Source organism: Kribbella sp. NPDC055071 (assembly GCF_053608045.1).
On sequence record NZ_JBSGUS010000027.1, the window covers coordinates 19,801 to 45,350 of the forward strand.

Genomic DNA, 25,550 nt, shown 5'->3' on the forward strand with positions numbered 1-25,550 from the left:
CGTCGAGAAGCACCCCTTGACGAAGTAGCTTCCGGTCGCGTGTCGAGCCGCCAGGCATCGGTGTCGCCGCGTCGTACATGAACGAGGTCGCCGGCCGGCGTGCCCAGTTCGAACGCTCGCGCGACCTCGTCCGCAGTTGGCGTGTACTCCACGGGTGCAACCTACTCCGGGGATATGACCCGGGTGCTAGTGTCGCCGTACCGACCGCGACGACCAGACCCCTCCTCGAGGCGGCGCTCGAAGCGGCTCACGCTGCTTCACCTGCGCAATCCAGCAGACCGATCCAGGGAGCGGCCGTGCAGAATCTCAGACTTGGTGTCCTGTCCCGATCCGGTAAGCCCGACGAGGGCCGGCTGCCGATTCACCCGCTGCACTTCGAGCGGATCGCGCCGGAGCTGCGCGAGCAGATCTCCCTCGAACGGGGGTACGGCGATCGCTTCGGCGTCTCGGATCGCGAGTTGGATTCGCTGGTGGGAAGCCTGGGCAGTCGTGAGGAGTTGATCGCCGAGTCCGACATCATCCTGCTGCCCAAACCGCAGGTCGCCGACCTTGCCGAGTTGCGGACCGGGCAGGTGCTGTGGGGCTGGCCGCATTGCGTGCAGGACGAGGAGCTCACCCAGGTCGCGATCGATCGGCGACTGACCCTGGTGGCGTTCGAGGCCATGAACCATTGGAACAGCGATGGTTCGTTCGGCTTGCACGTGTTCCACAAGAACAACGAGCTTGCCGGCTATTGCTCGGTCCTGCATGCGCTGCAACTCATCGGCTGCACGGGTGACTACGGACGGCGGCTGCGCGCGGCCGTGATCGGTTTCGGCGCCACGGCGCGCGGTGCGGTCACTGCGCTGAACGCCCATGGCGTGCACGACATCGACGTACTGACCAACCGCGAGATCGCGGCGGTCGGCTCGCCGATCCACTCGGCGACGATGCTGCATTTCGACCACGACAACGCCGATCCCCGGCGCAGCGAGGTCCTGACCGAGGACGGAAGCCGGCCGCTGGCCGGGTTCCTGGCCGAACACGACATCATCGTCAACTGTGTGCTGCAGGACACGAACGCGCCGTTGACCTTCCTCATCGACGACGATCTCGGCCTGCTCCCCGTGGGCACCCTGATCATCGACGTGTCGTGCGACGAGGGCATGGGCTTCAGTTGGGCGCGACCGACGTCGTTCGCCAAGCCGACCTTCACAGTCGGCAACGACGTGACCTACTACGCGGTCGATCACAGCCCGTCGTACCTGTGGAACTCGGCGACCTGGGAGATCAGCGAGGCACTCCTGCCGTACATCGCGACCATGGTGGCGGGTCCCGCTGCGTGGGACGACGAGCCGACGATCCGGCGGGCGATCGAGATCCAGGACGGGATCATCCGCAACCCTGACGTGCTGCTGTTCCAGCACCGCTCTGCGGACTATCCGCATCCCATTGTGGCCTGATCAGAAGGTGGCGATCGGGTTGACCGGGCTTCCCGACGTACCGGCGAAGCGAACCGGGGCGACCGCGAGCTGGAAGTCCCACTGGCCGAGTTCGGCAGCCGTCGTCGCGCACGCCTCCAGGTCGCAGTTGTCGATCATCCACAGCCCCATCGCGACCAGGCTCACCGCGTGCACCGGCATCAGGACGTCGTCGTACCCCGACGGCTGAACGTCCTGAGGAGTGTCGGCGCCGATCAGCGCGACCCCTCGCTCATGCAGCCACGGCAGGCAGGACGCATGCCAACCGGCCTGCGTGATACCGCCGGCCACACCGTTCTCGTGCCGGTCGCGACCGTACCCAGTCCGCAGGAGTACGGCGTCGCCCGATCGCACCCGCACACCCTGACGACGCTCGGCTTCCTCGAGATCCTCCGGGCACACACCCTCACCTGGCTTCAGCCACGGCACGTCGCGGACCGCCGCAACGTCCAGCAACACACCGCGCGTGACGATCCCGTTCGCCGCTGCCGTCACCGCCGCCCACGCCGATCCCGTTTCAGCGTTGACGAGTGCGTGCGACCGCCCGTTGTACATCTTGCCGTCCCAGAACAGATGGCACGGCGAATCGAGGTGAGTGATCGTGTTCCCGTGAAAGAAGATCCCGAGCCGCTCGTTCGAAAACCCCCACCGCCGGTCGTTCTGGAACAGCGCCGGCATGTGCTCGCCCCCCGGCATCTCAGCAGCACAAGGGCACGAGGTAGTCGCCCGCTCCATCTCCTCCGGTACGGCGACCTCCCACGCACACGACACACTCCGCCCATGCCGCACAGCCCCCGCCGCGGCGACCCGGACGTCATCAGTCACCAGATTCAACGTGCCAAGCTCGTCGTCATCCCCCCACCGCCCCCAGTTCGACAACGCGTCGAAGTACTGCAGGACGTCATCCTGCGAAGGCACCACTCGCTCCACCGTCATCTCACCACCCCTCCAGCCAAGAACTGCCACGACCCTAGACGAACCCCAGGATCAGGCGTGCTTGGCTGGGGCGACCTCGCGGATCATGACGCAGTTGCATAGACCTTTGGGGCGGTCGTAGCTGAAGCCTTCGCGTTCGTACATCGTGCGGGTGCCGTTGTAGAGGAACGACGAGTTCTTCTTCCGGACGCCGCCGGTGTCGTGCGGGTAGCCCTCGACCACGCCGCCGCCGGCCTGCGCGATCAGCTCAACGGCTCCGCGCAGGGCGACTGCTGCCAGGCCCTGACCGCGAAAGCTGCGCTCTACCAGGATGCAGGTGACGCGGTAGTCGGGCAGTCGCTCAGCGGTGGCAACGTACTCCTTGCGGTGCTGGATGTTGGGCAGCTCCTCGGGCGATCCGTACTCCGCCCAGGCGACGGCCCGGTCCCCGTCGTACACAAGCGCCGCGTGCGCGATCCCGTCGGCCACCAGACGTTGCTTGAGAGCCCGGTTCCCTTCCGCGGTCTGGCCTTTCTCCGCGCACTCAGGATGGAAATGCGTGCACCAGCAACTGGCGAACATCCCCTTGTTCCGCTCGACCAGAGCGGCGAAGTCGTCGAACGTCTCCGGCGTGAGCGCCTTGATCCTGAAGTCGGACATGCCCAGCAACGTACCCCCGATTCCGGACGTTCTGCGTCCGATAGCCCGAGATTGTCGGATGCGGACCGTAGCGTCCGTAGTACAGACGTACCCAACTAGGGAGGCATAGTGAAACTCCTTCTCACCTCAGGAGGCATTACGAATGAGAGCATCCGCGAGGCCCTGATCGACCTGCTGGGCAAGCCGATCTCGGAGTCCAACGCGCTCTGCATCCCGACGGCGCAGTGGGGTCAACCCATGCTCGGGCCCACCTCGGTACGGAATTTCGTCGCCGGCACCCCTCCGTGGCACTCGATGACCAGCCTCGACTGGGCCTCCTTGGGCGTCCTGGAGCTGACTGCCCTACCGAGCATCGGCACGGACCGGTGGGTGCCGTGGGTCCGAGAAGCCGACGTACTCCTGGTAAACGGCGGCGAGGCCACCTACCTGCACCACTGGATCCAACAGTCAGGCCTGTCGGACCTCATCCCGTCGCTGACCGACACAGTCTGGGTAGGCCTCAGCGCCGGCAGCATGGTCATGACCCCGCGCATCGGCACCGACTTCGTCAAATGGCCCGAAGCACCCGACGACCGAACACTCGGATTCGTCGACTTCTCGATCTACCCGCACCTCGACCACGAACTCATGCCCAGCAACACCCTGGCCAACGCAGAAGCCTGGGCCGCCGACATCGCAGGCCCCGCCTACGCCATAGACGACCAAACCGCCCTCAAAGTAGCCAACGACAAGGTCGAAATCATCTCCGAAGGCCACTGGAAGTCCTTCCCCGCTTGACCGCCGTCCAGCAATACCCATCGTCCCTCGGCGGACTCGAACGTACGCGCGCCGCGACCGCCCAACCATCAATTCCGAGGCTGTGGCTGGGCTCCGAGGCTGTGGCTCGGCTCCGAGGCTGTGGCTCGGCAGGATCTGGGTATTCGGTTGACAGCGCACGGGTCCGATCGCTCGGATGGGCTCGTGAGTTCCCGCGAGATCGACGTCGAGCAGGTCGGCATCGACACTCGGCTCGTCCGCGAACTTGTGGCTGCGCAGTTCCCGCAATGGGCCGCGTTGCCGCTGGAGCGGGTCGACTCCAGCGGATTGGTGAACGCGATTTACCGCCTCGGTCCTGACCTGACCGTACGGCTACCGCTCCGGCCATCGACCACCGATTTAGTACAGCGAGAGCAGGCCAAACTCACGGCACTCGCGCCGTTCCTGCCTGTGGCCATTCCTTCGGTCGAGGCGATCGGCTCACCCACCGACGCGTACCCAGGCGAGTGGTCCGTCCACCGCTGGCTCGCCGGTACGCACCCCACCCCCGACGCGCTGGCCGATCCCCGTGGGCTCGCGATGGACCTGGCCGCGTTCGTTGACGCGTTCCGGCGGATCGACCTGCCGGACCGGCCGCCGGCGTATCCGGGCGAGCGCCGTACGCGTGCTCCGATGGTCTCGCTGGACTCCTCGACACGGAAGGCGATCGGCGGACTGGATGGCCTGATCGACACTCGCGCAGCACTGGCATCGTGGGAGGAGTCGCTCGCAGCGCCGTACGACGGCCACGAGGTGTGGGTGCACTCGGACCTCACACCAGGCAACTTACTCGTGTCAGCCGACGGCCGACTGACCGCAGTCCTCGACTTCGAGACCTGCGGCATCGGCGATCCCGCGTGCGACCTGTTCCCCGTCTGGTACCTGCTGCCCCCGAACGTCCACGACAACTTCCGCGCCACGCTAGCCGTCGACGACGCAACCTGGCTCCGAGGCCGCGGCCGCGTCCTGTCCCAAGCCGCGATCGTCCTGCAGTCCTTCAAGGACACCAACCCAACCCTCGCGAACTACGCACAACACGCCATCACCAAGGTCCTCGCAACCCCCCGGTGAGCCTTTAGCCACTCAGCTCATGAAAGGCCGGTTCCCCGAATGGAGAACCGGCCTCTAACCGATGGTGGAACTTAGGAGAATGCTGAACCTGGCGGTCAGGTCGACTCGCCGGATTCATTCCCCAATCTTGCGCCCCTTATGCCCCGTGGTCCCCGCCCTTGCCCACGCCTTGTTTTCTTCTACCTGCTTCGAGTTCGGTTTACCCCCGCTCCTCGCGTGTTCTTGAGCCTGCTGTTGCTGGATCTTCTTGATCTCTTCCGGGGTCAATTTCGCCATGCCAGATCATTTCCTTCCGCAAAGTCTCGAGGTCGTTGGAACAAGTTCGATTCACGGTAACCGACTCACAGGGTCACCATCGGCGTACTTCCCAGCAAGTCGTGGCGCGACGCCGGCCGCCGCCTTTCCTGCGACCGCCTGAGAATGGGCGGTTGCGCGTTGAATGTGGCGGAGGCTTGTTGAGCGGGGCGGGCGCCATCGGGTTGCCGGCTGGCGCTGCCGTTGGGTGGGCCTCCGGGGCCTTGGGTCGGGGCGAGCGGGTCGCTGGGGTCGTCAGGCGAACGCGGCTCGGAGCCGATGGAAGGCGTCGGCAATGCGGCCGCTCAGGTTGAGCCAGCAACCGGACCGCAGACCTGCCGGATCTACTTCAGGACCGCATGGATCGCGGCCGGGTGGGACGAGCAGTCAGACCGAGAATCCGCGGACATTGTGCTTCGCGAGCAATCCCGCGATCGACTCGGTGGCAGCCCGCCCAGCCTCACTTCGATCCGCCGACAGGATGAGGCCTGACGTCTGCAGATAGAGTTTCTTGCCGTCCTTCATGCGGAAGGCCCATAGCCCGTTGTTCGAGTTGAAGGAACAACGCTTCACCTGGGCGCAATCTATTTCGAGCCGGTTCGTCGGGTCCTCGCCGACCACGCGAAGAACATCGCCGAGGATGTCCATCTGGCCTCGCCATCCCCCGAGAGCGATCGCGTTGCCGGGGACCCGCACCTTAGTACTCACAGGCGGGACAGTACCAAAGATCGGCATTCGCTCAGCAGGTCCGAACCGGACATCGCGCCGCGTCCCCGCATCGGCATATCCATCCTTGCTCCGGCAGAGGCTGAGCGCGAGATCCTCCTCGGCTGGGCGCTTGCGATCAGGGGACCATCCCGAAGGCTCAGGAGGTTCGAAGCCTGGCGGCCAAGCTGTTGGGAGGCGGACGGTTCTCCCAAATCGCTCCCACTGTGCCCTCTAACGAGAACAGGTCAGGGGGCGAAGACGCCTCCTGACCTGCGGTTTCTTTCGGTGGAGCTTAGGGGATTCGAACCCCTGACCTCTTCCATGCCATGGAAGCGCGCTACCAACTGCGCCAAAGCCCCGCGGTGTCTTGCGGACTCCGGAAGTTTAGCGGATACCCAGTGGCAAAGAAAAATCGGATACCGGGGTGGAGATGGCTGGGGTCGCGGTGGGCTTCGCGGGGTGCCGGCGGGCGGTGCGTTGTCCTCACGCGTCACACTGACCACATCACGCCTCGCCGACCAAAAGTGCCGTCAACTACAGCCGGCGACCGCGCCGCAGGCGCCGGAAAAGCTGCCGCCGCGGAGCGGTGTCCGTTGGACCACATACCCCTGATCACCACAGTTGTTCCCCGCGAGCCGCGGTAGGACGGGCGGCGGTTTGCGGATGCGCCGCAGGCGCCGGAAAGAGCTGCCGCCGCGGAGCGGTGTCCTTTAGCGTTGGGGGTCGTCGCTCATTACTGGTTCTGGGAGGGAGCCGGCGTTCCATTCCTCGATTCGCCATCCCCTGCGGCCGGGCAGGAGCGAGACCCAGTTGCAGTTGGAGAGGCCGCCGAAGGCGGGCCAGTGAGCTTGGGGGATCCCCAAGAACAGGCAGATGCCTACGCGGGCGGCCAGGCCGTGGGTGGCGATGACGATGGTGTCTTCGGGGGTGCCTTCGGCGGCTATCCGGGTGAGGGCGTCGGCGAAGCGTTGGGCTACTTCTTCGACGGTTTCGCCGGCGGTGCCGCGGCGTTGGGGTTCGCCGGAGCGGATACGGGCGGCGGCTTCGGGGTTGATCTCGGCGAGTTCGGCCATGGTGAGGCCGGCCCAGTCGTCGACGTTGATTTCGCGGAGGGCCTCGTCGTACTCGATTTTGAGGCCGGTCAGTGCCGAGAGTTCACCAGCCGTGGCGGCGGCGCGTTTGAGGTCGCTGGCGAAGAGACGGGTGGGGGCCAGCGAGGCGAGCCGGGCGGCGGCGGACCGGGCCTGCTCGAGGCCGACGGCGTCCAGCGGGATGTCGGCCTGGCCCTGGATCTTGTCCTGGAGGTTCCACTCGGTCCGGCCGTGGCGCCAGACGATCAGTCGTCCGGCGCTCATTCAGCTGCGGGGCCGGGGACGGGCGACGGCAGCGGGATGACCGGGCAGTCCCGCCAGAGCCGCTCGAGGGAGTAGAAGCTGCGCTCCTCGTCGTGCTGGACGTGGATGACGATCTCGAGGTAGTCGAGCAGGACCCAGCGGCCTTCCCGGGCGCCTTCGCGGCGGACCGGCTTGGCGTCGAAGTCGACGCGGAGCTTCTCCTCGACGGCGTCGACGATCGCGCGGACCTGGCGATCGTTGGAGGCGGACGCGACCAGGAACGCGTCGGTGATGGCGAGCTGCTCGGAGACGTCGAAGGCGAGGACGTTCTCGGCCTTCTTGTCGTGGGCCGCTTCCGCGGCCGCGGTCAGCAGCTCGATGGCGCGTTCACTGGCAGGCATAAAACGTCCTAACGGTTGGTGTAAAGCTCGCGTTTCGCGATGTACTGGACGATGCCGTCCGGTACGAGGTACCAGGTCGGATTCCCCTTGGCGACCCGCGCCCGGCACTCGGTGGACGAGATCGCCAGCGCCGGCACCTCGAGCAGGGTGATCCGGTCCATCGGCAGCTTGTCCAGGGGCAACTCGAGACTCTCGGTCCCGGGCCGCGTGCAACCGACGAACTGTGCCAGTTTGAACATCTCGTCCACGTCCCGCCAAGTGAGTATCTGGGCGAGCGCGTCCGCGCCGGTGATGAAGAACAGCTCAGCGTCCGGATACAGCCTGGACAGGTCGCGCAGGGTGTCGATCGTGTACGTCGGACCCGGCCGGTCGATGTCCACCCGGCTGACCGAGAAGCGCGGGTTCGAGGCCGTGGCGATCACGGTCATCAGGTAACGATCTTCGGCCGCCGACACCTTGCGGTCCGACTTCTGCCAGGGCTGACCGGTCGGGACGAAGATCACCTCGTCCAGATCGAAGTACGACTGCGCCTCGCTCGCGGCCACGAGGTGACCGTGATGGATCGGGTCGAACGTGCCACCCATCACGCCCAGGCGCCGGACCCGCTCGACAGAAGCCATCCCAGTCATCAGCCGCTCAGCTGTGCGGCCGGCCCTTGCCCATGACGAGAGTGACGCCCATCAGCAGCAGGAAGACGACGAGCGTGAAGCCGCCGTACCACCACGGGGAAATGTGGGCAGCCTCGGAACCGGCGTCTTCGAAGGCAGCGAGCAGCGTAAGCATGAAGCGAAGCCTATCTCCTGACCACCGACACAACAGCGACCGGTGGCCCTGTCAACAGCACAGGATGCGCACCGGTCGCGAACAGATCGATCAGCTGTGGCGGATGTGACGGGTCAGCAGCCGGCGCCAAACGGACGGTACGGCGGCAGCACGCCGCGACAACGCGGCGACCCGGTGCATCTCGTCGATGTGGGCACGGGCAACGTCGGGGGTGATCATGTTTCCTTCACTGGGTTGGTACGGCGAGATCGAGGCGGACCGGCCTCGACACCTCTTATTGTACGGTTTTGGTTACGCTCTCACAAACGAATTGAAGGTCCGGAACATTCCCGACCTTTGAATCTCTGGCCAACGGGAGGAAACATGGACGCGATCGATCGCCAGCTGATCGACGTACTCCGGCTGAACGGCCGCTCGAGCTGGGCCGAGCTCGGGCGCGTCGTCGGTCTGTCCGGCCCAAGCGTCCAGGAACGCGTCCGCCGGCTGGAGGAGCGGGGAATCCTGCTCGGCTACCGTGCGGTGGTCGCCCCGGCGGAGGTCGGGCTGGGCACGAGTGCGCTGATCGGGCTGTTCCAGCGCGACGACGTGGAGACCGACGACATCGTCGAGCAGGTCCGCGAGATCGCCGCCGTCGAAGACTGCTGGTTCGTCGCCGGCGACCAGGAGTTGGTCGTCAAGGTCCGCGTCGCCGACGTCACGCAGCTCGAAGCCGTGGTCGGCTCCCTGCGCCGCGTGAACGGCGTGGTCAGGACCCGGACGACTGTCGTGCTCTCGACTCGCTGGGAAGGACGACCGGCCCCGCTGCCCGACTGACAAGAAGTGCCGCACCCAGAGCCAACGCGCCCGCCACCGGGAAGAGCAGCCCCGGCACGTGCTCGTACGCCGCCCCGCCCAGCGCGGGCGCCAGAAACATCCCGCTGATCGACGCGCCCGCGTACAGGCTGGAGTACCGACCGACCATGCCGTCCGGGGCCGCGTCAGCGACGTACGCGGTGGCAGTCGGCTTGTAGAGCATCTCCCCCGCCGTGATCACGACGATCGCAACCGTCGCGCCCGCGAGCGCCGGCCAAACGCCGAGCACCGCAAGCCCCACACCAACCAGCGCGAACCCAACAGCAACAACTCGCGTGGCCCGATGTCCTCGGAGCCGTACGGCGAGCGGCGCCTCACAGCACACGATCACCACCGAACTCAGACCGATCAGAACGCCGTACGCAACAACCGGCGTCCCCGCAGCACGCAACAGCAGCGGCATCGTCGCGAACACCTGCCGATACGCCGTGTCAACGATCAGGATCGTGCCCAGCACCATCACCACCGACCGATCCGCCAGAACGCTCCTCCACACGCCGACGGGCGCGGCGATCGCCGTACGACGGACGCTCGGCACCCATCGCCAGATGATGATCGCCATGACCAGACTGGTCACGGCATCGACGACGAAGACGAGCGAGAAGTCGTACGCCGCCAGCAGCCCGCCCAGCGGCGGCCCGATCGTGAACCCCGCATTGCTCGCCGTCCGCGACAGCGCGATGCCCTCTCGCCGACGCTCAGCCGGCAGCGCGGTCGCAACCAGCGCGCTCAGATTCGGCCGACTCGCGCCACCGCACAACCCCGCGAGAGCCGCAACCACACCGATCCAGCCGTTCGGTACGACGGGCATCGCCAGACACGTCACCACCCAGGCCTGCTGACTCGCGATCGCCGCGGACCGCAGACCGAAACGATCGCCGACCCATCCACCACCCAGATTGCCGCCCAGGAGACCCACGCCGTACGCCGCAGCCGCGAAACCGGCCTGTTGCGCCGACATCCCACGATCCTCGACCAGGTACAGCGTCAGGTAGATCCATGCCAGCGCACCGGCCGAGCTGACCACCTGCCCGACCATGACCGCCTTGAGCCAGCCGGGCAGTTCAGCGATCCGACGCCAGTACATACTCCTCCAAGGTAGAGTGAGTTCCTAATAGGAACTTAATCGTCGGGTTAGCGTTGTGGCAACCGACAAAGGGAGTCGACGTGCGGCGGAGCACCTTCTCGCCCGAGCCGGACTGTGCGATCGCGCAGTCGCTCGGCGTCATCGGCGACGGCTGGGAGCTGCTGATCGTTCGCGACCTGGCTCGCGGCGTCGACCGGTTCGACCAGCTGGCCGAATCGCTGCAGATCTCCCGCAAGGTCCTGACCGAGCGACTCCTCGGCCTGCTCGACAGCCAGATCGTCGAACGCACGGCGTACCAGGACCGCCCGATCCGCTACTCCTACCGCCTGACTCCGCGCGGCCGCGCACTCCTGCCCGTGCTGGTCGCGCTGCAGGACTGGGGCGACCGATGGTTGCTCGGCGACGGCTCCCTCACCGGGACGAACGCCGCCGACGAGCCGCCCGCGCACCGCATCCACGAGTTGGCCGGCCACCGGGTCCCACCCATCACGCTGCCGGCGCACGACGGGACGACGCTCGACGTCATCGACCCCGAATCGCGGGCGACCGTCCTGTTCGCCTACCCGGCCACGGGCCGCCCGACCCCGCTACCGGAAGGCTGGGACGACATCGCCGGAACGGCCGGGTGCACGCTGGAGAACCGCCTGTTCGCCGCGAGGTACGACGAGTTCACCGCCAACGGAGTCGCCATCCGCGGCGTCAGTACGCAACGCAGCGACGAGCAGTTGGCCTTTGCCAAGGCCGAGGAGATCCCGCACCTGCTGCTGTCCGACGAGGATCTGGAGCTCGCGGCGGCGCTGCGGCTGCCGTCGTTCCGGGCGGGTGGATACGAGCGACTGAAGCGGGTAGTGCTTGTCGTCGGCAACGATCGCGTCGTGCGGGCGACCCGGTATCCGGTGACAGATATCGCGGATGCGGTGGACTGGGCCTTCGCGACAGCGACGGCATGACCCAGGTCGAGGTGTGGTGGGCCCGGATCGACCAGGCCCGGGACGAGTTCGTCGGTGACCTCGACGACCTCGAGCGAGGGCGGTTGGCCGCCTATGTCCGCGACGCCGACAAGGCGAGGTTCCTGCTCGGGGTGACGATGGTACGACGGTTGCTCGCGGCCCGCTTCTCGTTGCGTCCGGCAACTGTCCGGCTGGATCGGACCTGTCCGGACTGTGGCAAACCGCACGGCAAGGTGTCGACCGACGGGGTCGAGTTGTCGATCACGCACTCCGGTGACCTGGTTGGCGTCGCGCTCGCCGACGTACCCGTCGGGATCGATGTGGAGAAGATCGACCCGGCCCTGGACGTCGCCGCACTGGCCCGAGTGGTGCTGGCCCCCAACGAGGTGCAGGACCTGAGCCGGTACGACGGACTCAATAAAATAAGGGCATTCACGACGTACTGGACCCGCAAGGAGGCCGTCGTCAAGGCAACCGGCAAGGGCCTGAGGACCGATCTTCGGACCGTCGATCCCCACCAGGCGATCGAGTTGGCCACGGACCCGGACTACCGGGCGGCGCTCGCGGTGATGTCGGCGGGGCCGCCCGTCGTACAGACGTTCAGCTTCGAATCTGACCGTCACCGGTGACGACGTACTTCGTCGACGTCATCTCCGGCAGGCCCATCGGCCCGCGTGCATGGAGCTTCTGCGTCGAGATCCCGATCTCCGCACCGAAGCCGAACTCGCCGCCGTCGGTGAATCGCGTACTGGCGTTGACAACGACGGCAGCCGAATCCACCGCCTGCACGAACCGACGCGCGGCCGCCTGCGACCGGGTGATGATCGCCTCGGTGTGACCCGAGCTGTAGCGCCGAATGTGCTGTACGGCGTCCTCGAGCGAGTCGACCACCGCCGCCGAGAGATCCAGCGAGTTGTACTCCGCGCCGAAGTCCTGCTCCGTCGCCGCGACCACATCCTTGCCAGCAGCAACGACAGTCGGATCGCCGTGGACCGTCACGCCGGCGTCGGTCAATGCGGGCAGCGCCAGCTCGAGGAAGTCGTTGGCGACCGACGAGTGCACGAGCAGGGACTCGGCCGCGTTGCAGACACTCGGGCGCTGGGTCTTCGCATTGAGCAGGATCTTCAGCGCGAGCTCGAGATCCGCATCGGCATCGACGTACACATGGCAGTTGCCGACGCCGGTCTCGATCACCGGCACGGTCGACTCGCTGACCACGGTCTGGATCAGTCCGGCGCCACCGCGCGGAATCAGTACGTCGACCAGCCCGCGCGCCTGCATGAGCTCCTTCACCGCGGCCCGGGTGGTCGGAACACCCTGGACGACGTCGGCCGGCAACCCGGCCGATTCCGCGGCGTCCCGCAGTACGGCGATGATCGCGTCGTTCGACTCGGCGGCCGAGGACGAGCCGCGGAGCAGCACGGCATTACCCGACTTGAGGCAGATGCCGGCCGCGTCGGCGGTCACGTTCGGACGGGCCTCGTAGATGATGCCGATCACGCCGAACGGGACGCGGACCTGCCGCAACTCGAGTCCGTTCGGCAGGGTGTAGCCGCGGACGACCTCGCCGACCGGGTCGGTGAGTCCGGCCAGCTGCTCGAGGCCGGCGGCCATCGCGTCGACGCGCTTCGGGTCGAGGGCCAACCGGTCGACTGTCGATTCCGGCGTACCGGCTTCTCGTGCGGCCGCGACATCCTTCGCATTCGCCGCGACGATCGTGTCCGTATTCGCGCGCAGCGCCGCCGCCATCGCGTGCAGTGCGGCGTCCTTGGTCGCCCGCGAGGCGTCTGCCAGCGCGTACGACGCCTCCCGCGCCCGCCGGGCCAGTTCGATGATCTCGCTCACGGGGTCATCGTAGAACGGTCGGTGGCTGCGGCGCGTGGTCGTCTCAGGCGGGGCAGCCGGGCGATGGCGTGAGCCAGCGGGACTACCGCGGCGAGTGCCAGGTTGAGGCGGCGATCGGTAGGGGCAATCGGTACGCCATCCTGCTTCAGGCGGCGCCAGGCCCAGATCGCATACGGAATCACCACGAGTGGGGTGGTGATCAGTCCGGGCGTGTAGCGACGGAGAGCGATTGTCTGGGCGATGTGTGTGCCCGCGTGCAGGCCGAAGCCGGCCAGTGATGCTTGGAAGAACTTGCTGCGGCCGTTGGTCGCCGCACCGGCGGCGGAGGCGGCCGCTATCGCGACTCCGGTGAGTCCGATAGCGGTCGCCGCCTCGGTCCTCGACATCGGCAGCACCTTGGCCACGGGCGTCGGCAGACCCTCTGTGCGCCGGGAGAAGGCGGGGAGGGTGGCGAGCTCCTCCAGATCGTGAACGATCCAGGCCGCCAACAAGCCCCACGCAACTCCCCCGGCCACACGCTTCTCACTCACCCCAGCAGCCTAGTTGGCGTCACCCGGGCCGAAGATGTACAGGTCGACAGGATGTGTCCGGTCATCCGGGTTGGTTTCAGGCGTTCCCCGGCTCGCACCGGGGCGGTAGTGGAGATATACGTCCTGTCGAGCTGCACCTGAGGTCAGTGATGCCCAGATCCGTCGTCTGAGCTCTTCCCCCGACCGCTGTTGTCATCCCCGCGCTTGCCACTGCCACTGTCCCCCGACTCGCCCCGGTTGCCGCGACCGCTGTTGTCATCCCCCGGCTCCACCTGCTTCCGCAGACCGCCTTTGTCATCCCCGGGCTCGACCTGCTTCCGCAATCCGCCCTTGTCGTCACCCGGCTCGACCTGCTTCCGCAGACCGCCTTTGTCGTCCCCGGGCTCCAGATGCTTGCGCAGACCACCCTTGTCATCAGCCGGCTCCACCTGCTTCCGGAGGCCGCCCTTGTCGTGCCCGGGCTCCACGTGCTTGCGCAGACCGCCCTTGTCGTCGCCGGGCTCCACGTGCTTGCGCAGGCCGCCTTTGTCGTCGCCGGGCTCGGCGTGCTTGCGGAGGCCGCCCTTGTCGTCGCTCGGGTGGGTGGAGGGGCTGGTGGTTGGGCGGAGGCCGCCGTGGTCGTCCGGGGTGGGCGAGACCGTCGCAGCTGCCGGGAGCGGGGTGGGTGACTGACCGGGTGTGACGGCCGACCAGGCCGCCGTGCCGCCGGCGATCAGCCCAACGGCCGCCACCGCTCCGAAGACGCCGGCACGACGTCCCAGGAAGCGATGCGACCGGCGAGCACTCGTTTGGTTCGTGTTGTTTGTCGTCATGCTCCGATCGTGGCTGGATGACCGGTACCGCCACCATCGGACCTTCGGACATGTACCACCGGTCAAACCACAGTGAATGTGCTGTGCTGATCCAGCCCAGTAGCCGCGGTCCAAGCGCCGGATTGCTCGATCGTCTCGGCGCGCTGGTACTCGAGCTTCGTCCCCGCCTTCAGCGAAATCTGGTTGTTGTCGACGACCATCCCCACCGGCGGAGCAGTGTGCGCGAAGTACGTGTAGTTCTGCGCCGCGTCGGTGAACGTGTTCCCGGTGATGCTCAACCCCGCACACGGCAACTGCGTGTCGTAGAAGAGCAGATGCGTGCTCTTACCGGTCTTGTCCGGCCGGACCAACGCACCCCATCCCCTTCCGGCTCCGGTACAGCGGTTGCCCGCGAACGAACTGTCCGTGAAGCCACTCCCAGCCGCCGTCCCCGGACCGGCGCACCACATCTCGAACGACTGCGTGCAGTTCGTGACCGTGGAGTTGGTGACGTGCACGTTGCTCCACCCCAACTGCGTGGCGGTCTGTGTCCCCTGGCAGGTGACGGCGACGTCGTACACATCGGAGATCGTGCAGCCGGTGACCGTGATGTTGCTGCCGCCGATCCAGATCTCGACACCATTGCCATAGCGCGTGTTCACCGGTCCGCCGGTGTAGATGAGCTGCGAGCCACCGATCTCGGCGATGACCGTGTTCGACAGTTTGACGTTGTTCTGCAGGCCCGGCGTACGGAATCCGTGCCCGCCCGATCCACGGAGCTCGAGACCGTCGACGGCGACCGCCGACTGGGCCGTCACCAGGTTGCCGTCGACCGCGACCCGTACGTCCCCGGCCGAGGCCGGGTTGCTGCCGAGCCGCACATACAGGTACTGGCTGTCGTTGTAGAAGTCCCAATCGGCCGACAGCGCTGAGAGGTCGAAGAACTTCGCCGCCTTGATCACACCGTTGACCTTGATGAACCCCGCGTTGGTATTCGTCGACGCCGTGTTTCCGGTGTACGCACCGGAGCCGGCGCTCAGATCGATGCGCCAGACATTCGGCGCGTACGACGTCCAGCCCGCCGTCGAGCTGCAGATCTTCACGTTACTGATCCGCGGTCGCGCGCCCGATCCGTACGCGCCGAACGTCAGCACCGGATCGGTCGCCGTACCCACAGGGATGGAGTTGATCGTGCCGAAGAACTGATCCCCGGCCCGGAAGCGAACGGCGTCACCGCGGACGATCGTCCCGTCGGCGAGCGCCTGGTTGACCTTGGTGAGCGACTTCCACGGCGTTGTCTGGCCGAGGCCGGTCGCGCTGTCGGACCCAGCGCTGCTGACGTAGAACGTTCGTACGTCGCAATCACGGTGACCGCGGCCAGTTGGTGCGGCCAGCGCACGATCGGCCAAGGACAGAAGCGGTGTGGCGGCCGCGGCGGCGAGAACCGCGCGGCGGCTGAGTCGGCCCGGGCGGGGGTTGTTGGTCATCGGCATCCCTGAGTTCATCGAGGAGTAGGGGTTGATCGAGGGGTGGGGATCGTGTCGAACGTGCCGTCCTGCCAGTCGATGACGACGTCGTCCGGCCCGACAACGAGTGAGGGAACTGGTGCCGGGTAGCCGGCCAGGACCACCGCGGCCGCATACACCTCGCCGGCCGTCACGGGCGCTGCGGTCCGGACCCAGTTGACGCCGAGCTCCTCGCCGAACGCGTTGCTGAGCGAGAGCGCCGTCGACTCCTGCTCAAACGAGCCGTGGAGCCCGACCACGCTGGTGTCGAGCTCCGAACCGGCCGGGGTCGCATAGCCCGAGATGACCAGGCGATACGGCTCGTCACTCGGTCCGACCGTGACGAGCCGGACCTCGACCGCGTTGTGGAGAATCGACGTACAGGTGATCCACGGCCCGTAGTCGAACGCTTCGTCGGCCCGCACGAACGTGGCCTGATGACGACTGGTCGCCGACGCCTTCCCGGTCTCGATCAACTCGATCGGCCGGCGCTCGGACCGTCGACCCGACGGATCCACCAGGGCTACCAGGTTGTCCACCGTCGGACCGTGCGCGACCGCCGGCGCGGTCACGGTCGAGTACGCGAGCCGGCAGTAGTTCGCGTCCTCCTCCGACGGCCGTACGCCGGAATGGTCGACACCATGATTCGCGACCCGCACGATCCCGTCGTCCAGCGTCCGTGACACCACCCAGCCGATCGGTGCGATCACCCGAGTCCCCTCGAGCCGATCCGGTACGTCGGGTGCCGTCCACAACGGATGGTCGTCGCCCAGGACCAGCCCGGCCAGCCCGAGCGATGCCCAGTACGGCGACCCCGGCCCCGAATAATGTTGGCGCATTGGCAAAAACTGCCGATGCCAACCCAACCTCAGCAGGCCGGACTCGAAGCTGCCCGCATCGACGAAGTGGTTGACCGTCCCGAGCCCGATCCGCCGGCACTCGCCGGGATCGAGCGCGTTCACATCGAAGATCTGGTCCGCCCAGATCGCGCCGACCGTGGCGAACCGATAGACCAGCGAACGGCCCTGGTACAGCGGCGCCCCATCCGCCCCGACCAACCACCGCACGTCGTCGACGTAGTCCCTCAAACGAGACTGGTAGCGCGTGAGCAACTCCCCATCGACGCCAGGAGACATCCGGCAGTACCAGAGCGAGAACAGGTGCATGACCCAGCCGACGTACCAATCGACGTTGCCGCCACGACTGTCCAGCCGCCCATCGGAATACCAGCCGTCGCCGAGGTAGCAGGTCTCGAGGAAGTCCAGGTTGCGATCGATCACCACCGGGTCGTACGGACCGCCGACCGACCGCAGGAACGCCTGGGTGACGTTGGCGAACCACCGCCAGTTGTTGTCGGCGTACCAAACCGTCGCGGACGGCGCCAGCCAGTCGATGACAGTGTGTCGCGCACGATCCGAAAGGCTGTCCCACAACCAGCGCCGGGACTCGAACAACCCGATCACGAGGATGGCCGTCTCGACGCGTGCCTGCGGCCGGTCGGCGAGACTCGGCCAGCGCTCGGGCGAGTCCGGATCCGTCCCGGCGATCAGGCCCGCGGCGTACCAACCCGCATGATCGTGCGGATCCTCCGACGCAGCGGAGAGCCGGAATCCCATCGCCAGCAGGGATCTCGCGTACGCCTCCAGCCCGTCGCTCTCCCGGCCCGACGCGGACGGCGGCCCGGGCAGATCGAAGCGAGCGTGACCGGGACTCGCGTACGGACGCATCGCGAGCAGCATCAGATCGGCACGGTCCACCAGGCTCTGCCGATCGGAAAGACCCATCAGCGCCCGCCGGCCTTCTGCAACTGAGCTTCGTAGTCGCTCCGCATCCCGTCGCCCGCGCCCGTACGCCACGCCTTGATCAGTCCGTCGAGGGTCGAGAACGGCTGCCGGCCTTGGACGATCTGGTTGAGGCCGTCCTGGAACGTCTTCTCGACCGGGGTGTTCTTCTGCGCGTACGTGTTGGAGAACAATCCGATCGCCGGATTGTCGATACAGGTCGGAATCTCGCGCGACTGCCACGCGTGCTGGGTCTGCGCATCCTGCGGCCGACCCGGCTGATACAGCACGCCGGGCGCGTCAGCGAGGTATCTGATCGGCAGTGGCGTGTTCGCGATCCCCTTGCCGGTCAGCACCGGGTCGCCGTCGGCGTTGATGGTGTGATCAACACCTTCCTGCCCGTACAGCCGGTACAGGTACTCGTCGGTGCCGAACGGCGCGGCCAGGTAATTGAGCACCCGCAGCAGCATCTTGGTCCGGTCCGGGCTGTCCTGCTTCTTCAGACCGGTCATCGAGTAGAAACCGGTGCCGAACGTCCAGTGCGCAAGGGCCGAGCCGTCCCGCGTGTACGTCGGCATCAGCCCGAGCTCGAACGACGGATTGTGCTGGTTGTCGAGGATGTACTGCGTCCAGCCGGTATAGCCACCCCATGCATCCATCGCGACCGTGCCGGCGTTGAACAACTGCTTGAACGGCTGGGACGGATCGAAGGCGTCCGGGTGGATCACGCCGGACTTCCACATCGCGATCAGATCGTTGACGGTCTGCTTGAACTGGTCCGTCTCGTAGGCGTTGGTGAACTTGCCGCCCTCTTCCTTCCAGACGTTCGCCTCGCCGTTCACCCGACCGAGCAACTGTCGCGCCTGCACGAGCAGCGCCAACGCCCAGCGCCGCTTCTTCGGGTCGGTGAGTGCCTTAGTCGTCTCGACGAGCTCCTCGTAGGTCTTCGGCTCGGGCGAGACCCCGGCCGCCTTGAACAGATCGAGGCGAATGAAGTTGTAGTTGCCGATCCGCCCGCGGGGAATCGGGATGCCGTAGATCCCGCCGTTGTACACCGCCTGCTTCCACGCGCTCGACGGGATGTTCGCGAGGTTCGGATACTCCTTGATCGCGTCGCCGGAGACGAACTCGTCCAGCCGGGTGAACCGCTTCTCCAGCAGGGCCGGGTAGTTCGCGACGATCAGCAGCTGCAGCAGATCCGGCAGGTCGTTGCCCGCGATGACGGTCGGGAACTTGGTCGCCCAGTCGGCCGCGCTCACCATCTGTAGGTCGAGCTTGACGCCGAGGCGGTCGTTCAGACCGGACCAGTACGAGTTCCGGTCGGGGCCGGGCGGAATGGCGTAGAAGATGTTCGCCATCCCGGTCACGGTCTCGCCGTTCCCGGGCTTCTGGCTGACCGACTTCGGCCGGGTGGCCGGGAAATGCAGGAATCCGGGATCGACTCCCGCATCTGTTCCGGGGAGGTCAGGCTTGACTCCGGCGTACCGGAGGTAGGTCGGCAGCTTGACGCTCGCGTTGGCATCGGCCGTATTGCCCTGCTGGGAGTTGCCACCGCAGGCGCTCAGCGTGCCGGTGCCGATCAGTGCGGCCGTGCCGGCTGCGCCGGCCAAGAGGGTACGACGGCTGACAGGGACACCTGTCATTGATGCTCTCCTTTGGATAGCAGTGGGTGATCGGATCAGCCCTTGACCGCGCCGATCATGACGCCCTTGGCGAAGTGCCGTTGGAGGAAGGGATAGACGAGCAGGATGGGCAGGATCGCGATCACGAGGATCGCCATCTGCATCGGTAGTTGCGGCAGCGGAGCCTGCGACCCGGCCTGGTCGGCGCCGATCGCGGTTTGGTTGACGACGAACGTGCGCAGGACGAGCGCCATCGGCCACTTGTCCGTGGTCTGGATGTAGAGCAGCGCGTTGAAGAACGCGTTCCAGTACGCGACCGCGTAGAACAACCCGATGACGGCGAGCACCGCCTTGGACAGCGGCAGGACGATGCGGAACAGGACGGTCGCCGACGACGCGCCGTCGATGGCCGCGGACTCGAACAACTCCGATGGCAGGTCCTGGAAGAACGCACGCATCACGATCACGTTGAACGCGTTCACCATCACCGGCAGGATCAGCGACCCGTACGAGTCGAGCAGCTGGAACTCCTTGACCACCAGGTACGACGGGATCAGGCCCGGCGTGAACAGGACCGCGCCGAGTACGAGCAACAACATCGGCTTCGCCCCGGCGGCACCCGGCCGCGACAGCCAGTACGCCAACCCGGCAGTGGTTGCCAACGACAACAATGTGCCGACCACGGTGATCAGGATCGAGATGATCATGGCCCGCGTGACCACCCCACCGGACAAGACCGAAATGTAGGCCCTGACCGAGAATCCGGTCGGCCATAACACCATGCCGCCACCGGATCCGTCGATCGTTCGCTGATCGGCCAACGACGTGGCCAGTACGGTCCAGAACGGCAGGATGACCAGGACGACGGAGACCGCGAGCGCGACGAACTTGCCGGCCTGCACGAGTGGACCTGGCGTCTCCATCCAGACCGGACGCTTGCCGGTACGACGGCCGGCCGAGCCGCCGGCGTCGTGGCTGCCCGGACCGGTCGTCTGCTGTTCGAGGGTGGTCATTTCTCGTACACCCCTCGCTCGCCGAACACATGGGCCAGCTTGTTCGCACCGATCACCAGCCCGACCCCGACGACGCTTTTCACCAGCCCGGCGGCGGCGGACATACCCCAGTTCCCTGCGACCACGCCGTTGTTGTAGACCCAGGTGTCGAGGACCTCACTGGCCGGCAGCCCGACCGGGCCCTGCTGCAGGATGATCTGCTCGAACCCGACCGACAGGCTGTTCCCCAGCCGCAGGATCAGCAGCAGGATGAACAAGCCCTTCAATGACGGCAACGTGATGTGCAGCATCCGCTTCCATGCTCCGGCGCCGTCGACCGCGGCCGCCTCGTACTGCTCCTGGTCGACCTGCGAGATCGCGGCCAGGAAGATGATCGTCCCCCAGCCGGTGTCCTTCCAGATCGCCTGCGTGGTCAGGAGAAGCTTGAACAGCTCGGGCACACCGATGATGTGGAACTGTGGCAGGTCGTGCTGGATCAGGAACGTGTTCAGCATGCCCGCGTTCCCCAGCATCTGCTGGAACAGCGCGACCACGATCACCCACGAGAAGAAGTGCGGCAGGTACAGCACCGACTGCATCAGCCGCTTCAGTCGCTCCCCCGCCAGACTGTTCAGCAGCAGGGCCAGCACGAGCGGGATCGGGAACACGAAGACCGTCTGGATCACGGTCAGGATCAGCGTGTTCGCGAGCGCATTCAGGAACTGCGCGTTGCCGTCCCAGAGGAACGAGAAGTTCGTGAGCCCGACCCACGGCGACTCCACGATCCCCAGGTAGGGCTGGTAGTCCTGGAACGCGATCACGTTGCCCAGGATCGGCAGGTACTGGAAGAGCACGAGCGCCAGCGCCCCCGGGAATCCGAGTGCGAGCAACCACCTGTCCCGGCCGATGCGGCGCCGACCCCGGCCACGGGCGGGGCGAGCTGCACCGCGGCCGGAGTCGGGCCCACCGGGGCGGCTGCCTGCGGGCGCGACAGCTGACGTGCCCTGGTGGGTCGTGCGGGTTCCCGTGATCGCCATGGCGGATATCGGCCTCGCATCCGGTACGGCGCCCCAGCGGCACCGGTGTCGAAATCACAAGCTATACCGGTTTTGCTGCAGCTGACAATACCGGTTTAGCTGTTAAAGTGAGCCAGACGGAGACGAGGGGGTGGGTGACGTGGGCCGGGTGACGATCAGCGATGTGGCGCGCGCCGCCGGGGTGTCCAAGGGCGTCGTGTCGTTCGCTCTGAACGGCCGCCCCGGTGTCTCGGAGCAGAACCGCGAGCGCATTCTGGCGATCGCCCAGTCGATGGGCTGGCGCCCGAGCAGCGCCGCCCGCGCCTTGTCGAACGCCCGGGCCAATGCGGTCGGCTTCGTCCTGGCCAGGCCGCCACAACTGCTCAGCTTCGAGCCGTACTTCCGCGAGATCATCGTCGGCGTCGAGGAGGTGATGGCCGCGCGTGGTGTCGCCTTGGTCCTGCAGATGGTCAACGACATCGACACCGAGTTGGAGGTCTACGACCGGTGGTGGGGCGAGCGGCGCGTCGACGGCGTGCTGCTGAGCGACCTGCGGCTCAAGGATCCCCGGCCGACTCGCCTGCAGGAGATCGGCCTGCCGGCGGCGGCGTTCGGTCTGTCCAAGGCGCTGCCAGGGCTCGCGGCCGCCCGGTTCGACGAGGCGATCGTGATGATCGAGATCGTCGACCATCTCGCCGGTCTCGGGCACGTCCGGCTGGCGCGGGTCGCGGGGCGGCGCGAGTTCCGGCATACCTCGGTCCGGACCCGCGCACTTCACTCGGAGATCGAGCGCCGCGGTCTCGTCGACGTCGGCATTCGGTACGCCGATTACACCGCCGCCGAGGCCTCGGCCGCGACCAAGTCCCTGATCAGCGGACCCGGGGCCGGACCGACCGCGATCCTGTACGACAACGACGTGATGGCGATGGCCGGCGTCCGGACCCTGCGCGAAGCCGGCCTCCGGGTCCCCGACGACGTCTCGATCGTTGCTATGGGCAACTCGATCTACTACGACCTGATCGACCCACCGATCACCGCCACCGAGCGCGACGTGGTCGAGTTCGGTGCGGCCGGCGCAAAGGCCCTCCTCGACCTCCTCGACGGCCACGAACCCCGGACCGTCGTCACCTCACCCGGCCAACTCGTCATCCGCTCCAGCACCGGGCCGGCGAGGTCCTGAAGCGCTGCGAGTTCCTGCGGGTTCCTACAGGAGGACGAGGTCGTCGCGGTGGACTACTTCGCGTTCGTAGGCGGCGCCGAGTTCGCGGGCGAGGTCTCGGGTCGAGCGTCCGAGGAGCTCCGGGAGTTCGGTGGCGTCGTAGTTGACCAGCCCGCGGGCGATCACGACACCCGCTGGTGAGACCAGGTCGACCGGGTCGCCAGCGGAGAACGTCCCCTCGACGGACGAGATCCCGGCCGGGAGGAGCGACGTACGGCGTTCTGTCACGGCCCGGACCGCACCTTCGTCCAGGTGCAGCCGGCCTTGCCCGTTGGTGGCGTGGGCCAGCCAGAGCAGGCGGGTCTTCTGGCGACGCCCGGTCGGATGGAAGAGCGTGCCGACCGGCAGACCCTTCAACGCATCCCCGACCCGAGCGGCCGAGGTGAGAACGACCGGAATCCCTGCCTCGGTGGCGATTGCGGCTGCTTCGACCTTCGTCTGCATCCCGCCAGTACCCACAGTCGAAGAGCCTGTCCGGCCGATCCGCAAGGGCTCGAGGTCTGCCGGACCACGGACCTCGGCGACCATCGTCGTACCGGGTTTGCGCGGGTCCCCGTCGTACAGGCCGTCGACGTCCGACAGCAGCAACAACAAGTCGGCGTGGACGAGGTGACTCGTCAGCGCGGCCAGACGGTCGTTGTCGCCGAAGCGGATCTCGGTGGTGGCGACCGTGTCGTTCTCGTTGACGATCGGTACGACGCCGAGCTCGAGCAACCGTGCGAACGTCCGGAAGGCGTTGCGGTAGTGGCTCCGCCGAGTCACATCGTCGACAGTCAACAAAACTTGCCCGACTCGCAGCCCGTGGGCCGCGAACGCGTCGCTGTAGCGGGCCATCAGCAGACCCTGACCAACCGACGCGGCGGCTTGCTGGGTGGCCAGATCACGCGGTCGCGTCCGCAGACCCATCGGGGCCAGGCCGGCCGCGATCGCGCCGGAGGAGACGAGCACGACCTCGGTCCCCTCCACCCGCCGCGCCGCGATGGCGTCGACGAGCAGCCGGAGCCGTTCGAGATCGATCTTGCCGCGTTGGGTCAGCGACGACGAGCCGACCTTGACGACGATTCGCGTGGCCTCAACGACCTCCGCGCGCCCTGCTTCGGGCAACACAGTCATGAGGGTCAACCGTTCTGGTCGAGTTCCTGCCGAGCCTCGAGCTCACGCGCCTCCTTGCGCGCCAGCTTTTCGGCCTTCTCCGCCGCTCGTTTCGCCTCGGCCGGGGACAGGTCCACCTCGTCCTCGACCCAACCCTGCTTGTACTCGGACCGGTCCGTGCCCAGCCCGCCCTCTCGGCGCTCGTGGTACTCGAAGTCCTTCTGCTTACGCCGCTGAGCCGCCGGCCGATCTTCCTCCAGCCGGTGGTCCTCGCCACGCCGGGCCAGGATCTCCGCGCCGGCCTGGACCTCGGGCGCGAAGTCGAACACGATCGCGTTCGGCCCGTCGCCGATGACGACCGCGTCGCCCTCCATCGCGCCGAGCTCGAGCAGTTCCTTCTCGACGCCCAGCCGGTTCAGCCGGTCGGCGAGATAGCCGGTGGCTTCGGCGTTCGCGAAGTCGGTCTGCCGGACCCAGCGCTCGGGCTTGTCACCCTGCACCAGCCAGCCGCCGTTCTCCGGCAGCTTCTTCACCTTGAACTCGGGTCCGCCGTGCACCTGCGGCCGGATCACGATCCGCGTGGTGTCAGGCTTCTCCTCGTCGGCACGACGCCGTACGACGATCTCCGCCATCGCGAACTTCAGCGCTTCCAGACCCTCGTGCGACGCGGTCGAGATCGGGAACACCCGCAACCCGCGCTGCTCCAGCTCGGCCTGCACCATCTCGGCAATCTCACGGGCATCGGGTACGTCGATCTTGTTCAGCGCAACGAGTCGCGGCCGGTCCTCGAGCCCGCCGTGCGCAGCCAGCTCGGCCTCGATCGTGTCGAGGTCGCTGAGCGGGTCGCGACCGGGCTCGTACGTCGCACAGTCGATGACGTGCACCAACGCGGCGCAGCGCTCCACGTGTCGCAGGAAGTCGTGCCCGAGCCCGCGACCCTCGCTGGCGCCTTCGATCAGGCCCGGTACGTCGGCCACCGTGAACGTGGTCTCACCCGCGACGACGACACCGAGGTTCGGGATCAATGTCGTGAACGGGTAGTCGGCGATCTTCGGGCGAGCCCGGCTGATCGACGCGACCAGCGACGACTTGCCGGCGCTCGGGAATCCGACCAGGCCGATGTCCGCGACCACCTTGAGCTCGAGGACGAGCGTGCGCTCGTCGCCGTCCTCACCGAGCAGGGCGAATCCGGGCGCCTTGCGGGCGCTGCTGGCCAGGGCCGCGTTGCCGAGACCACCCTTGCCGCCTTGGGCAGCAACGAATTCCGCGCCCGGGCCGACGAGGTCCGCGAGTACGACGCCGTCCTCGGTGCTGATCAACGTGCCGTCGGGCACGCCGAGTACGACGTCGCCGCCGTTGCTGCCGGCCTGGTGATCACCCTTGCCCTGGGCACCATTCGTCGCCGTACGGTGGCTGGAGCGGTGGTAGTCGACGAGTGTGGTGACGTCGGGGTCGACGCGCAGGATCACGCTGCCGCCGTCGCCGCCGTTCCCACCGTCCGGACCGCCGAGGGGCTTGAACTTCTCCCGGTGCACCGAGGCGCAGCCGTTTCCGCCGCTGCCCGCGGCGACATGCACCGTGACCCGGTCGACAAAGCTGGGGATCGCCATCGGTCTTCTCTACTTCCTATCGGACTCGCTGCTCGCTGGTGGACCCGCCGCCCGGCCATCTCATGGGATATCCCATGAGATGGCCCCTTCTCCTACCGTTATACGACGGGAGAACGGACAACCTCGTGGGATATCCCATGAAATGGCAGGCGGATCGGGAGGTGGAGCGGTGGTGCTTGGGGTGGGTGCTGCCGGGAGGGTGCTGCTTGGGGTGAGTGCTGCCGGGAGGGTGCTGCG

26 protein-coding genes and 1 tRNA gene are annotated in these 25,550 nt (G+C 66.9%); 7 read left to right on the forward strand and 20 right to left on the reverse strand.

What is annotated here, in order from left to right:
• Nucleotides 1-296 precede the first annotated feature (296 nt).
• Entirely contained in the window at nucleotides 297-1,442 is a 1,146-nt protein-coding gene (locus ACWF4Z_RS32995) for a N(5)-(carboxyethyl)ornithine synthase (protein ID WP_452247108.1), read from the forward strand.
• Here ACWF4Z_RS32995 and ACWF4Z_RS33000 read toward each other — a convergent pair whose 3' ends face one another.
• Together ACWF4Z_RS33000 and ACWF4Z_RS33005 are read right to left on the reverse strand one after the other, a co-directional pair.
• Nucleotides 1,443-2,396, reverse strand: a complete 954-nt coding sequence (locus ACWF4Z_RS33000; protein WP_452247109.1) for a cyclase family protein — start codon at nucleotides 2,394-2,396, stop codon at nucleotides 1,443-1,445. It abuts the gene before it with no gap.
• Between the two features lie 51 nt (nucleotides 2,397-2,447).
• Nucleotides 2,448-3,035, reverse strand: a complete 588-nt coding sequence (locus tag ACWF4Z_RS33005) for a GNAT family N-acetyltransferase (protein WP_452247110.1) — start codon at nucleotides 3,033-3,035, stop codon at nucleotides 2,448-2,450.
• A 108-nt stretch (nucleotides 3,036-3,143) separates the two neighbouring features.
• Here ACWF4Z_RS33005 and ACWF4Z_RS33010 point away from each other — a divergent pair, with 108 nt between their 5' ends.
• On the forward strand, nucleotides 3,144-3,812 hold the full coding sequence (locus tag ACWF4Z_RS33010; RefSeq protein ID WP_452247111.1) for a Type 1 glutamine amidotransferase-like domain-containing protein: 669 nt from the start codon (nucleotides 3,144-3,146) through the stop codon (nucleotides 3,810-3,812).
• A gap of 183 nt (nucleotides 3,813-3,995) precedes the next feature.
• Complete coding sequence (locus tag ACWF4Z_RS33015) at nucleotides 3,996-4,901, forward strand: aminoglycoside phosphotransferase family protein (protein ID WP_452247112.1); 906 nt, start codon at nucleotides 3,996-3,998, stop codon at nucleotides 4,899-4,901.
• 681 nt (nucleotides 4,902-5,582) lie between these two features.
• Here ACWF4Z_RS33015 and ACWF4Z_RS33020 read toward each other — a convergent pair.
• From ACWF4Z_RS33020 to ACWF4Z_RS33050, 7 genes are all read right to left on the reverse strand, one after another.
• Nucleotides 5,583-5,903, reverse strand: coding sequence for a hypothetical protein (locus tag ACWF4Z_RS33020; RefSeq protein WP_452247113.1), 321 nt, complete (start codon nucleotides 5,901-5,903; stop codon nucleotides 5,583-5,585).
• A gap of 286 nt (nucleotides 5,904-6,189) precedes the next feature.
• Nucleotides 6,190-6,262: transfer RNA gene (locus tag ACWF4Z_RS33025), tRNA-Ala, on the reverse strand.
• A gap of 351 nt (nucleotides 6,263-6,613) precedes the next feature.
• Entirely contained in the window at nucleotides 6,614-7,258 is a 645-nt protein-coding gene (locus tag ACWF4Z_RS33030; RefSeq protein WP_452247114.1) for a histidine phosphatase family protein, read from the reverse strand.
• The gene (gene rsfS / locus ACWF4Z_RS33035; protein WP_452247115.1) at nucleotides 7,255-7,638 is read right to left on the reverse strand and encodes a ribosome silencing factor; all 384 of its coding nucleotides are present in this window, start codon (nucleotides 7,636-7,638) and stop codon (nucleotides 7,255-7,257) included. The genes ACWF4Z_RS33030 and rsfS overlap by 4 nt, the downstream gene beginning before the upstream one ends.
• An 8-nt stretch (nucleotides 7,639-7,646) precedes the next feature.
• Nucleotides 7,647-8,222 (reverse strand): nicotinate-nucleotide adenylyltransferase, encoded by a 576-nt coding sequence (nadD, locus tag ACWF4Z_RS33040; protein WP_452247162.1) that lies wholly within the window; start codon nucleotides 8,220-8,222, stop codon nucleotides 7,647-7,649.
• 52 nt (nucleotides 8,223-8,274) lie between these two features.
• Nucleotides 8,275-8,421 (reverse strand): hypothetical protein, encoded by a 147-nt coding sequence (locus ACWF4Z_RS33045; protein WP_452247116.1) that lies wholly within the window; start codon nucleotides 8,419-8,421, stop codon nucleotides 8,275-8,277.
• Between the two features lie 90 nt (nucleotides 8,422-8,511).
• Entirely contained in the window at nucleotides 8,512-8,640 is a 129-nt protein-coding gene (locus ACWF4Z_RS33050; protein WP_452247117.1) for a hypothetical protein, read from the reverse strand.
• A gap of 144 nt (nucleotides 8,641-8,784) precedes the next feature.
• On the opposite strand from ACWF4Z_RS33050, the gene ACWF4Z_RS33055 reads away from it, so the two are divergent.
• Nucleotides 8,785-9,234: an Lrp/AsnC family transcriptional regulator gene (locus ACWF4Z_RS33055; RefSeq protein ID WP_452247118.1), complete on the forward strand. Its 450-nt coding sequence runs from the start codon at nucleotides 8,785-8,787 to the stop codon at nucleotides 9,232-9,234.
• Here ACWF4Z_RS33055 and ACWF4Z_RS33060 read toward each other — a convergent pair.
• Entirely contained in the window at nucleotides 9,167-10,360 is a 1,194-nt protein-coding gene (locus ACWF4Z_RS33060; protein WP_452247119.1) for an MFS transporter, read from the reverse strand. The two genes, ACWF4Z_RS33055 and ACWF4Z_RS33060, sit on opposite strands and share 68 nt — an antisense overlap.
• Before the next feature lie 80 nt (nucleotides 10,361-10,440).
• Between ACWF4Z_RS33060 and ACWF4Z_RS33065 the strand changes: the two genes are divergently transcribed.
• Both ACWF4Z_RS33065 and ACWF4Z_RS33070 read left to right on the forward strand, forming a co-directional pair.
• A complete protein-coding gene (locus ACWF4Z_RS33065; RefSeq protein ID WP_452247120.1) occupies nucleotides 10,441-11,310 on the forward strand; it encodes a winged helix-turn-helix transcriptional regulator in 870 nt (289 codons plus the stop codon).
• A complete protein-coding gene (locus ACWF4Z_RS33070; protein WP_452247121.1) occupies nucleotides 11,307-11,939 on the forward strand; it encodes a 4'-phosphopantetheinyl transferase family protein in 633 nt (210 codons plus the stop codon). The genes ACWF4Z_RS33065 and ACWF4Z_RS33070 overlap by 4 nt, the downstream gene beginning before the upstream one ends.
• On the opposite strand, the gene ACWF4Z_RS33075 is transcribed toward ACWF4Z_RS33070, so the two are convergent.
• From ACWF4Z_RS33075 to ACWF4Z_RS33110, 8 genes are all read right to left on the reverse strand, one after another.
• Entirely contained in the window at nucleotides 11,911-13,155 is a 1,245-nt protein-coding gene (locus ACWF4Z_RS33075) for a glutamate-5-semialdehyde dehydrogenase (protein ID WP_452247122.1), read from the reverse strand. The genes ACWF4Z_RS33070 and ACWF4Z_RS33075 overlap by 29 nt on opposite strands.
• Nucleotides 13,152-13,685, reverse strand: a complete 534-nt coding sequence (locus tag ACWF4Z_RS33080; protein WP_452247123.1) for an HXXEE domain-containing protein — start codon at nucleotides 13,683-13,685, stop codon at nucleotides 13,152-13,154. The genes ACWF4Z_RS33075 and ACWF4Z_RS33080 overlap by 4 nt, the downstream gene beginning before the upstream one ends.
• A gap of 143 nt (nucleotides 13,686-13,828) precedes the next feature.
• A complete protein-coding gene (locus ACWF4Z_RS33085; RefSeq protein ID WP_452247124.1) occupies nucleotides 13,829-14,497 on the reverse strand; it encodes a hypothetical protein in 669 nt (222 codons plus the stop codon).
• Nucleotides 14,498-14,559: 62 nt separating this feature from the next.
• Entirely contained in the window at nucleotides 14,560-15,963 is a 1,404-nt protein-coding gene (locus ACWF4Z_RS33090; protein WP_452247125.1) for a hypothetical protein, read from the reverse strand.
• A gap of 14 nt (nucleotides 15,964-15,977) precedes the next feature.
• Nucleotides 15,978-17,765, reverse strand: coding sequence for a DUF2264 domain-containing protein (locus tag ACWF4Z_RS33095; RefSeq protein WP_452247126.1), 1,788 nt, complete (start codon nucleotides 17,763-17,765; stop codon nucleotides 15,978-15,980).
• Nucleotides 17,765-19,405, reverse strand: coding sequence for an extracellular solute-binding protein (locus tag ACWF4Z_RS33100; protein ID WP_452247127.1), 1,641 nt, complete (start codon nucleotides 19,403-19,405; stop codon nucleotides 17,765-17,767). The genes ACWF4Z_RS33095 and ACWF4Z_RS33100 overlap by 1 nt, the downstream gene beginning before the upstream one ends.
• Before the next feature lie 35 nt (nucleotides 19,406-19,440).
• A complete protein-coding gene (locus ACWF4Z_RS33105; RefSeq protein ID WP_452247128.1) occupies nucleotides 19,441-20,397 on the reverse strand; it encodes a carbohydrate ABC transporter permease in 957 nt (318 codons plus the stop codon).
• Nucleotides 20,394-21,266, reverse strand: coding sequence for an ABC transporter permease (locus ACWF4Z_RS33110; protein WP_452247129.1), 873 nt, complete (start codon nucleotides 21,264-21,266; stop codon nucleotides 20,394-20,396). Before ACWF4Z_RS33110 ends, ACWF4Z_RS33105 begins: the two co-directional genes overlap by 4 nt.
• A 277-nt stretch (nucleotides 21,267-21,543) precedes the next feature.
• Here ACWF4Z_RS33110 and ACWF4Z_RS33115 point away from each other — a divergent pair, with 277 nt between their 5' ends.
• On the forward strand, nucleotides 21,544-22,572 hold the full coding sequence (locus ACWF4Z_RS33115) for a LacI family DNA-binding transcriptional regulator (RefSeq protein ID WP_452247130.1): 1,029 nt from the start codon (nucleotides 21,544-21,546) through the stop codon (nucleotides 22,570-22,572).
• Nucleotides 22,573-22,596: 24 nt separating this feature from the next.
• Here the strand turns inward: ACWF4Z_RS33115 and proB are convergent, their stop codons facing one another.
• Both proB and obgE read right to left on the reverse strand, forming a co-directional pair.
• Nucleotides 22,597-23,724 carry a glutamate 5-kinase gene (gene proB / locus ACWF4Z_RS33120; protein ID WP_452247131.1) on the reverse strand — a complete coding sequence of 376 codons (1,128 nt, stop codon included), beginning with the start codon at nucleotides 23,722-23,724 and terminating at the stop codon, nucleotides 22,597-22,599.
• A gap of 5 nt (nucleotides 23,725-23,729) precedes the next feature.
• Nucleotides 23,730-25,313, reverse strand: coding sequence for a GTPase ObgE (gene obgE / locus ACWF4Z_RS33125; RefSeq protein ID WP_452247132.1), 1,584 nt, complete (start codon nucleotides 25,311-25,313; stop codon nucleotides 23,730-23,732).
• Nucleotides 25,314-25,550 lie beyond the last annotated feature (237 nt).

Excerpts from the sequence above, each read along its gene's own strand:
- nadD (WP_452247162.1), bottom strand. The coding sequence starts at position 8,222 with ATGGGTGGCACGTTCGACCCGATCCATCACGGTCACCTCGTGGCCGCG.
- ACWF4Z_RS33090 (WP_452247125.1), bottom strand. The coding sequence starts at position 15,963 with ATGACCAACAACCCCCGCCCGGGCCGACTCAGCCGCCGCGCGGTTCTC.
- ACWF4Z_RS33030 (WP_452247114.1), bottom strand. The coding sequence starts at position 7,258 with ATGAGCGCCGGACGACTGATCGTCTGGCGCCACGGCCGGACCGAGTGG.
- rsfS (WP_452247115.1), bottom strand. The coding sequence starts at position 7,638 with ATGCCTGCCAGTGAACGCGCCATCGAGCTGCTGACCGCGGCCGCGGAA.
- ACWF4Z_RS33100 (WP_452247127.1), bottom strand. The coding sequence starts at position 19,405 with ATGACAGGTGTCCCTGTCAGCCGTCGTACCCTCTTGGCCGGCGCAGCC.
- proB (WP_452247131.1), bottom strand. The coding sequence starts at position 23,724 with ATGACTGTGTTGCCCGAAGCAGGGCGCGCGGAGGTCGTTGAGGCCACG.
- ACWF4Z_RS33045 (WP_452247116.1), bottom strand. The coding sequence starts at position 8,421 with ATGCTTACGCTGCTCGCTGCCTTCGAAGACGCCGGTTCCGAGGCTGCC.
- ACWF4Z_RS33005 (WP_452247110.1), bottom strand. The coding sequence starts at position 3,035 with ATGTCCGACTTCAGGATCAAGGCGCTCACGCCGGAGACGTTCGACGAC.
- ACWF4Z_RS33095 (WP_452247126.1), bottom strand. The coding sequence starts at position 17,765 with ATGGGTCTTTCCGATCGGCAGAGCCTGGTGGACCGTGCCGATCTGATG.
- ACWF4Z_RS33055 (WP_452247118.1), top strand. The coding sequence starts at position 8,785 with ATGGACGCGATCGATCGCCAGCTGATCGACGTACTCCGGCTGAACGGC.
- ACWF4Z_RS33085 (WP_452247124.1), bottom strand. The coding sequence starts at position 14,497 with ATGACGACAAACAACACGAACCAAACGAGTGCTCGCCGGTCGCATCGC.
- ACWF4Z_RS33070 (WP_452247121.1), top strand. The coding sequence starts at position 11,307 with ATGACCCAGGTCGAGGTGTGGTGGGCCCGGATCGACCAGGCCCGGGAC.
- ACWF4Z_RS33000 (WP_452247109.1), bottom strand. The coding sequence starts at position 2,396 with ATGACGGTGGAGCGAGTGGTGCCTTCGCAGGATGACGTCCTGCAGTAC.
- obgE (WP_452247132.1), bottom strand. The coding sequence starts at position 25,313 with ATGGCGATCCCCAGCTTTGTCGACCGGGTCACGGTGCATGTCGCCGCG.
- ACWF4Z_RS33050 (WP_452247117.1), bottom strand. The coding sequence starts at position 8,640 with ATGATCACCCCCGACGTTGCCCGTGCCCACATCGACGAGATGCACCGG.
- ACWF4Z_RS33105 (WP_452247128.1), bottom strand. The coding sequence starts at position 20,397 with ATGACCACCCTCGAACAGCAGACGACCGGTCCGGGCAGCCACGACGCC.
- ACWF4Z_RS33060 (WP_452247119.1), bottom strand. The coding sequence starts at position 10,360 with ATGTACTGGCGTCGGATCGCTGAACTGCCCGGCTGGCTCAAGGCGGTC.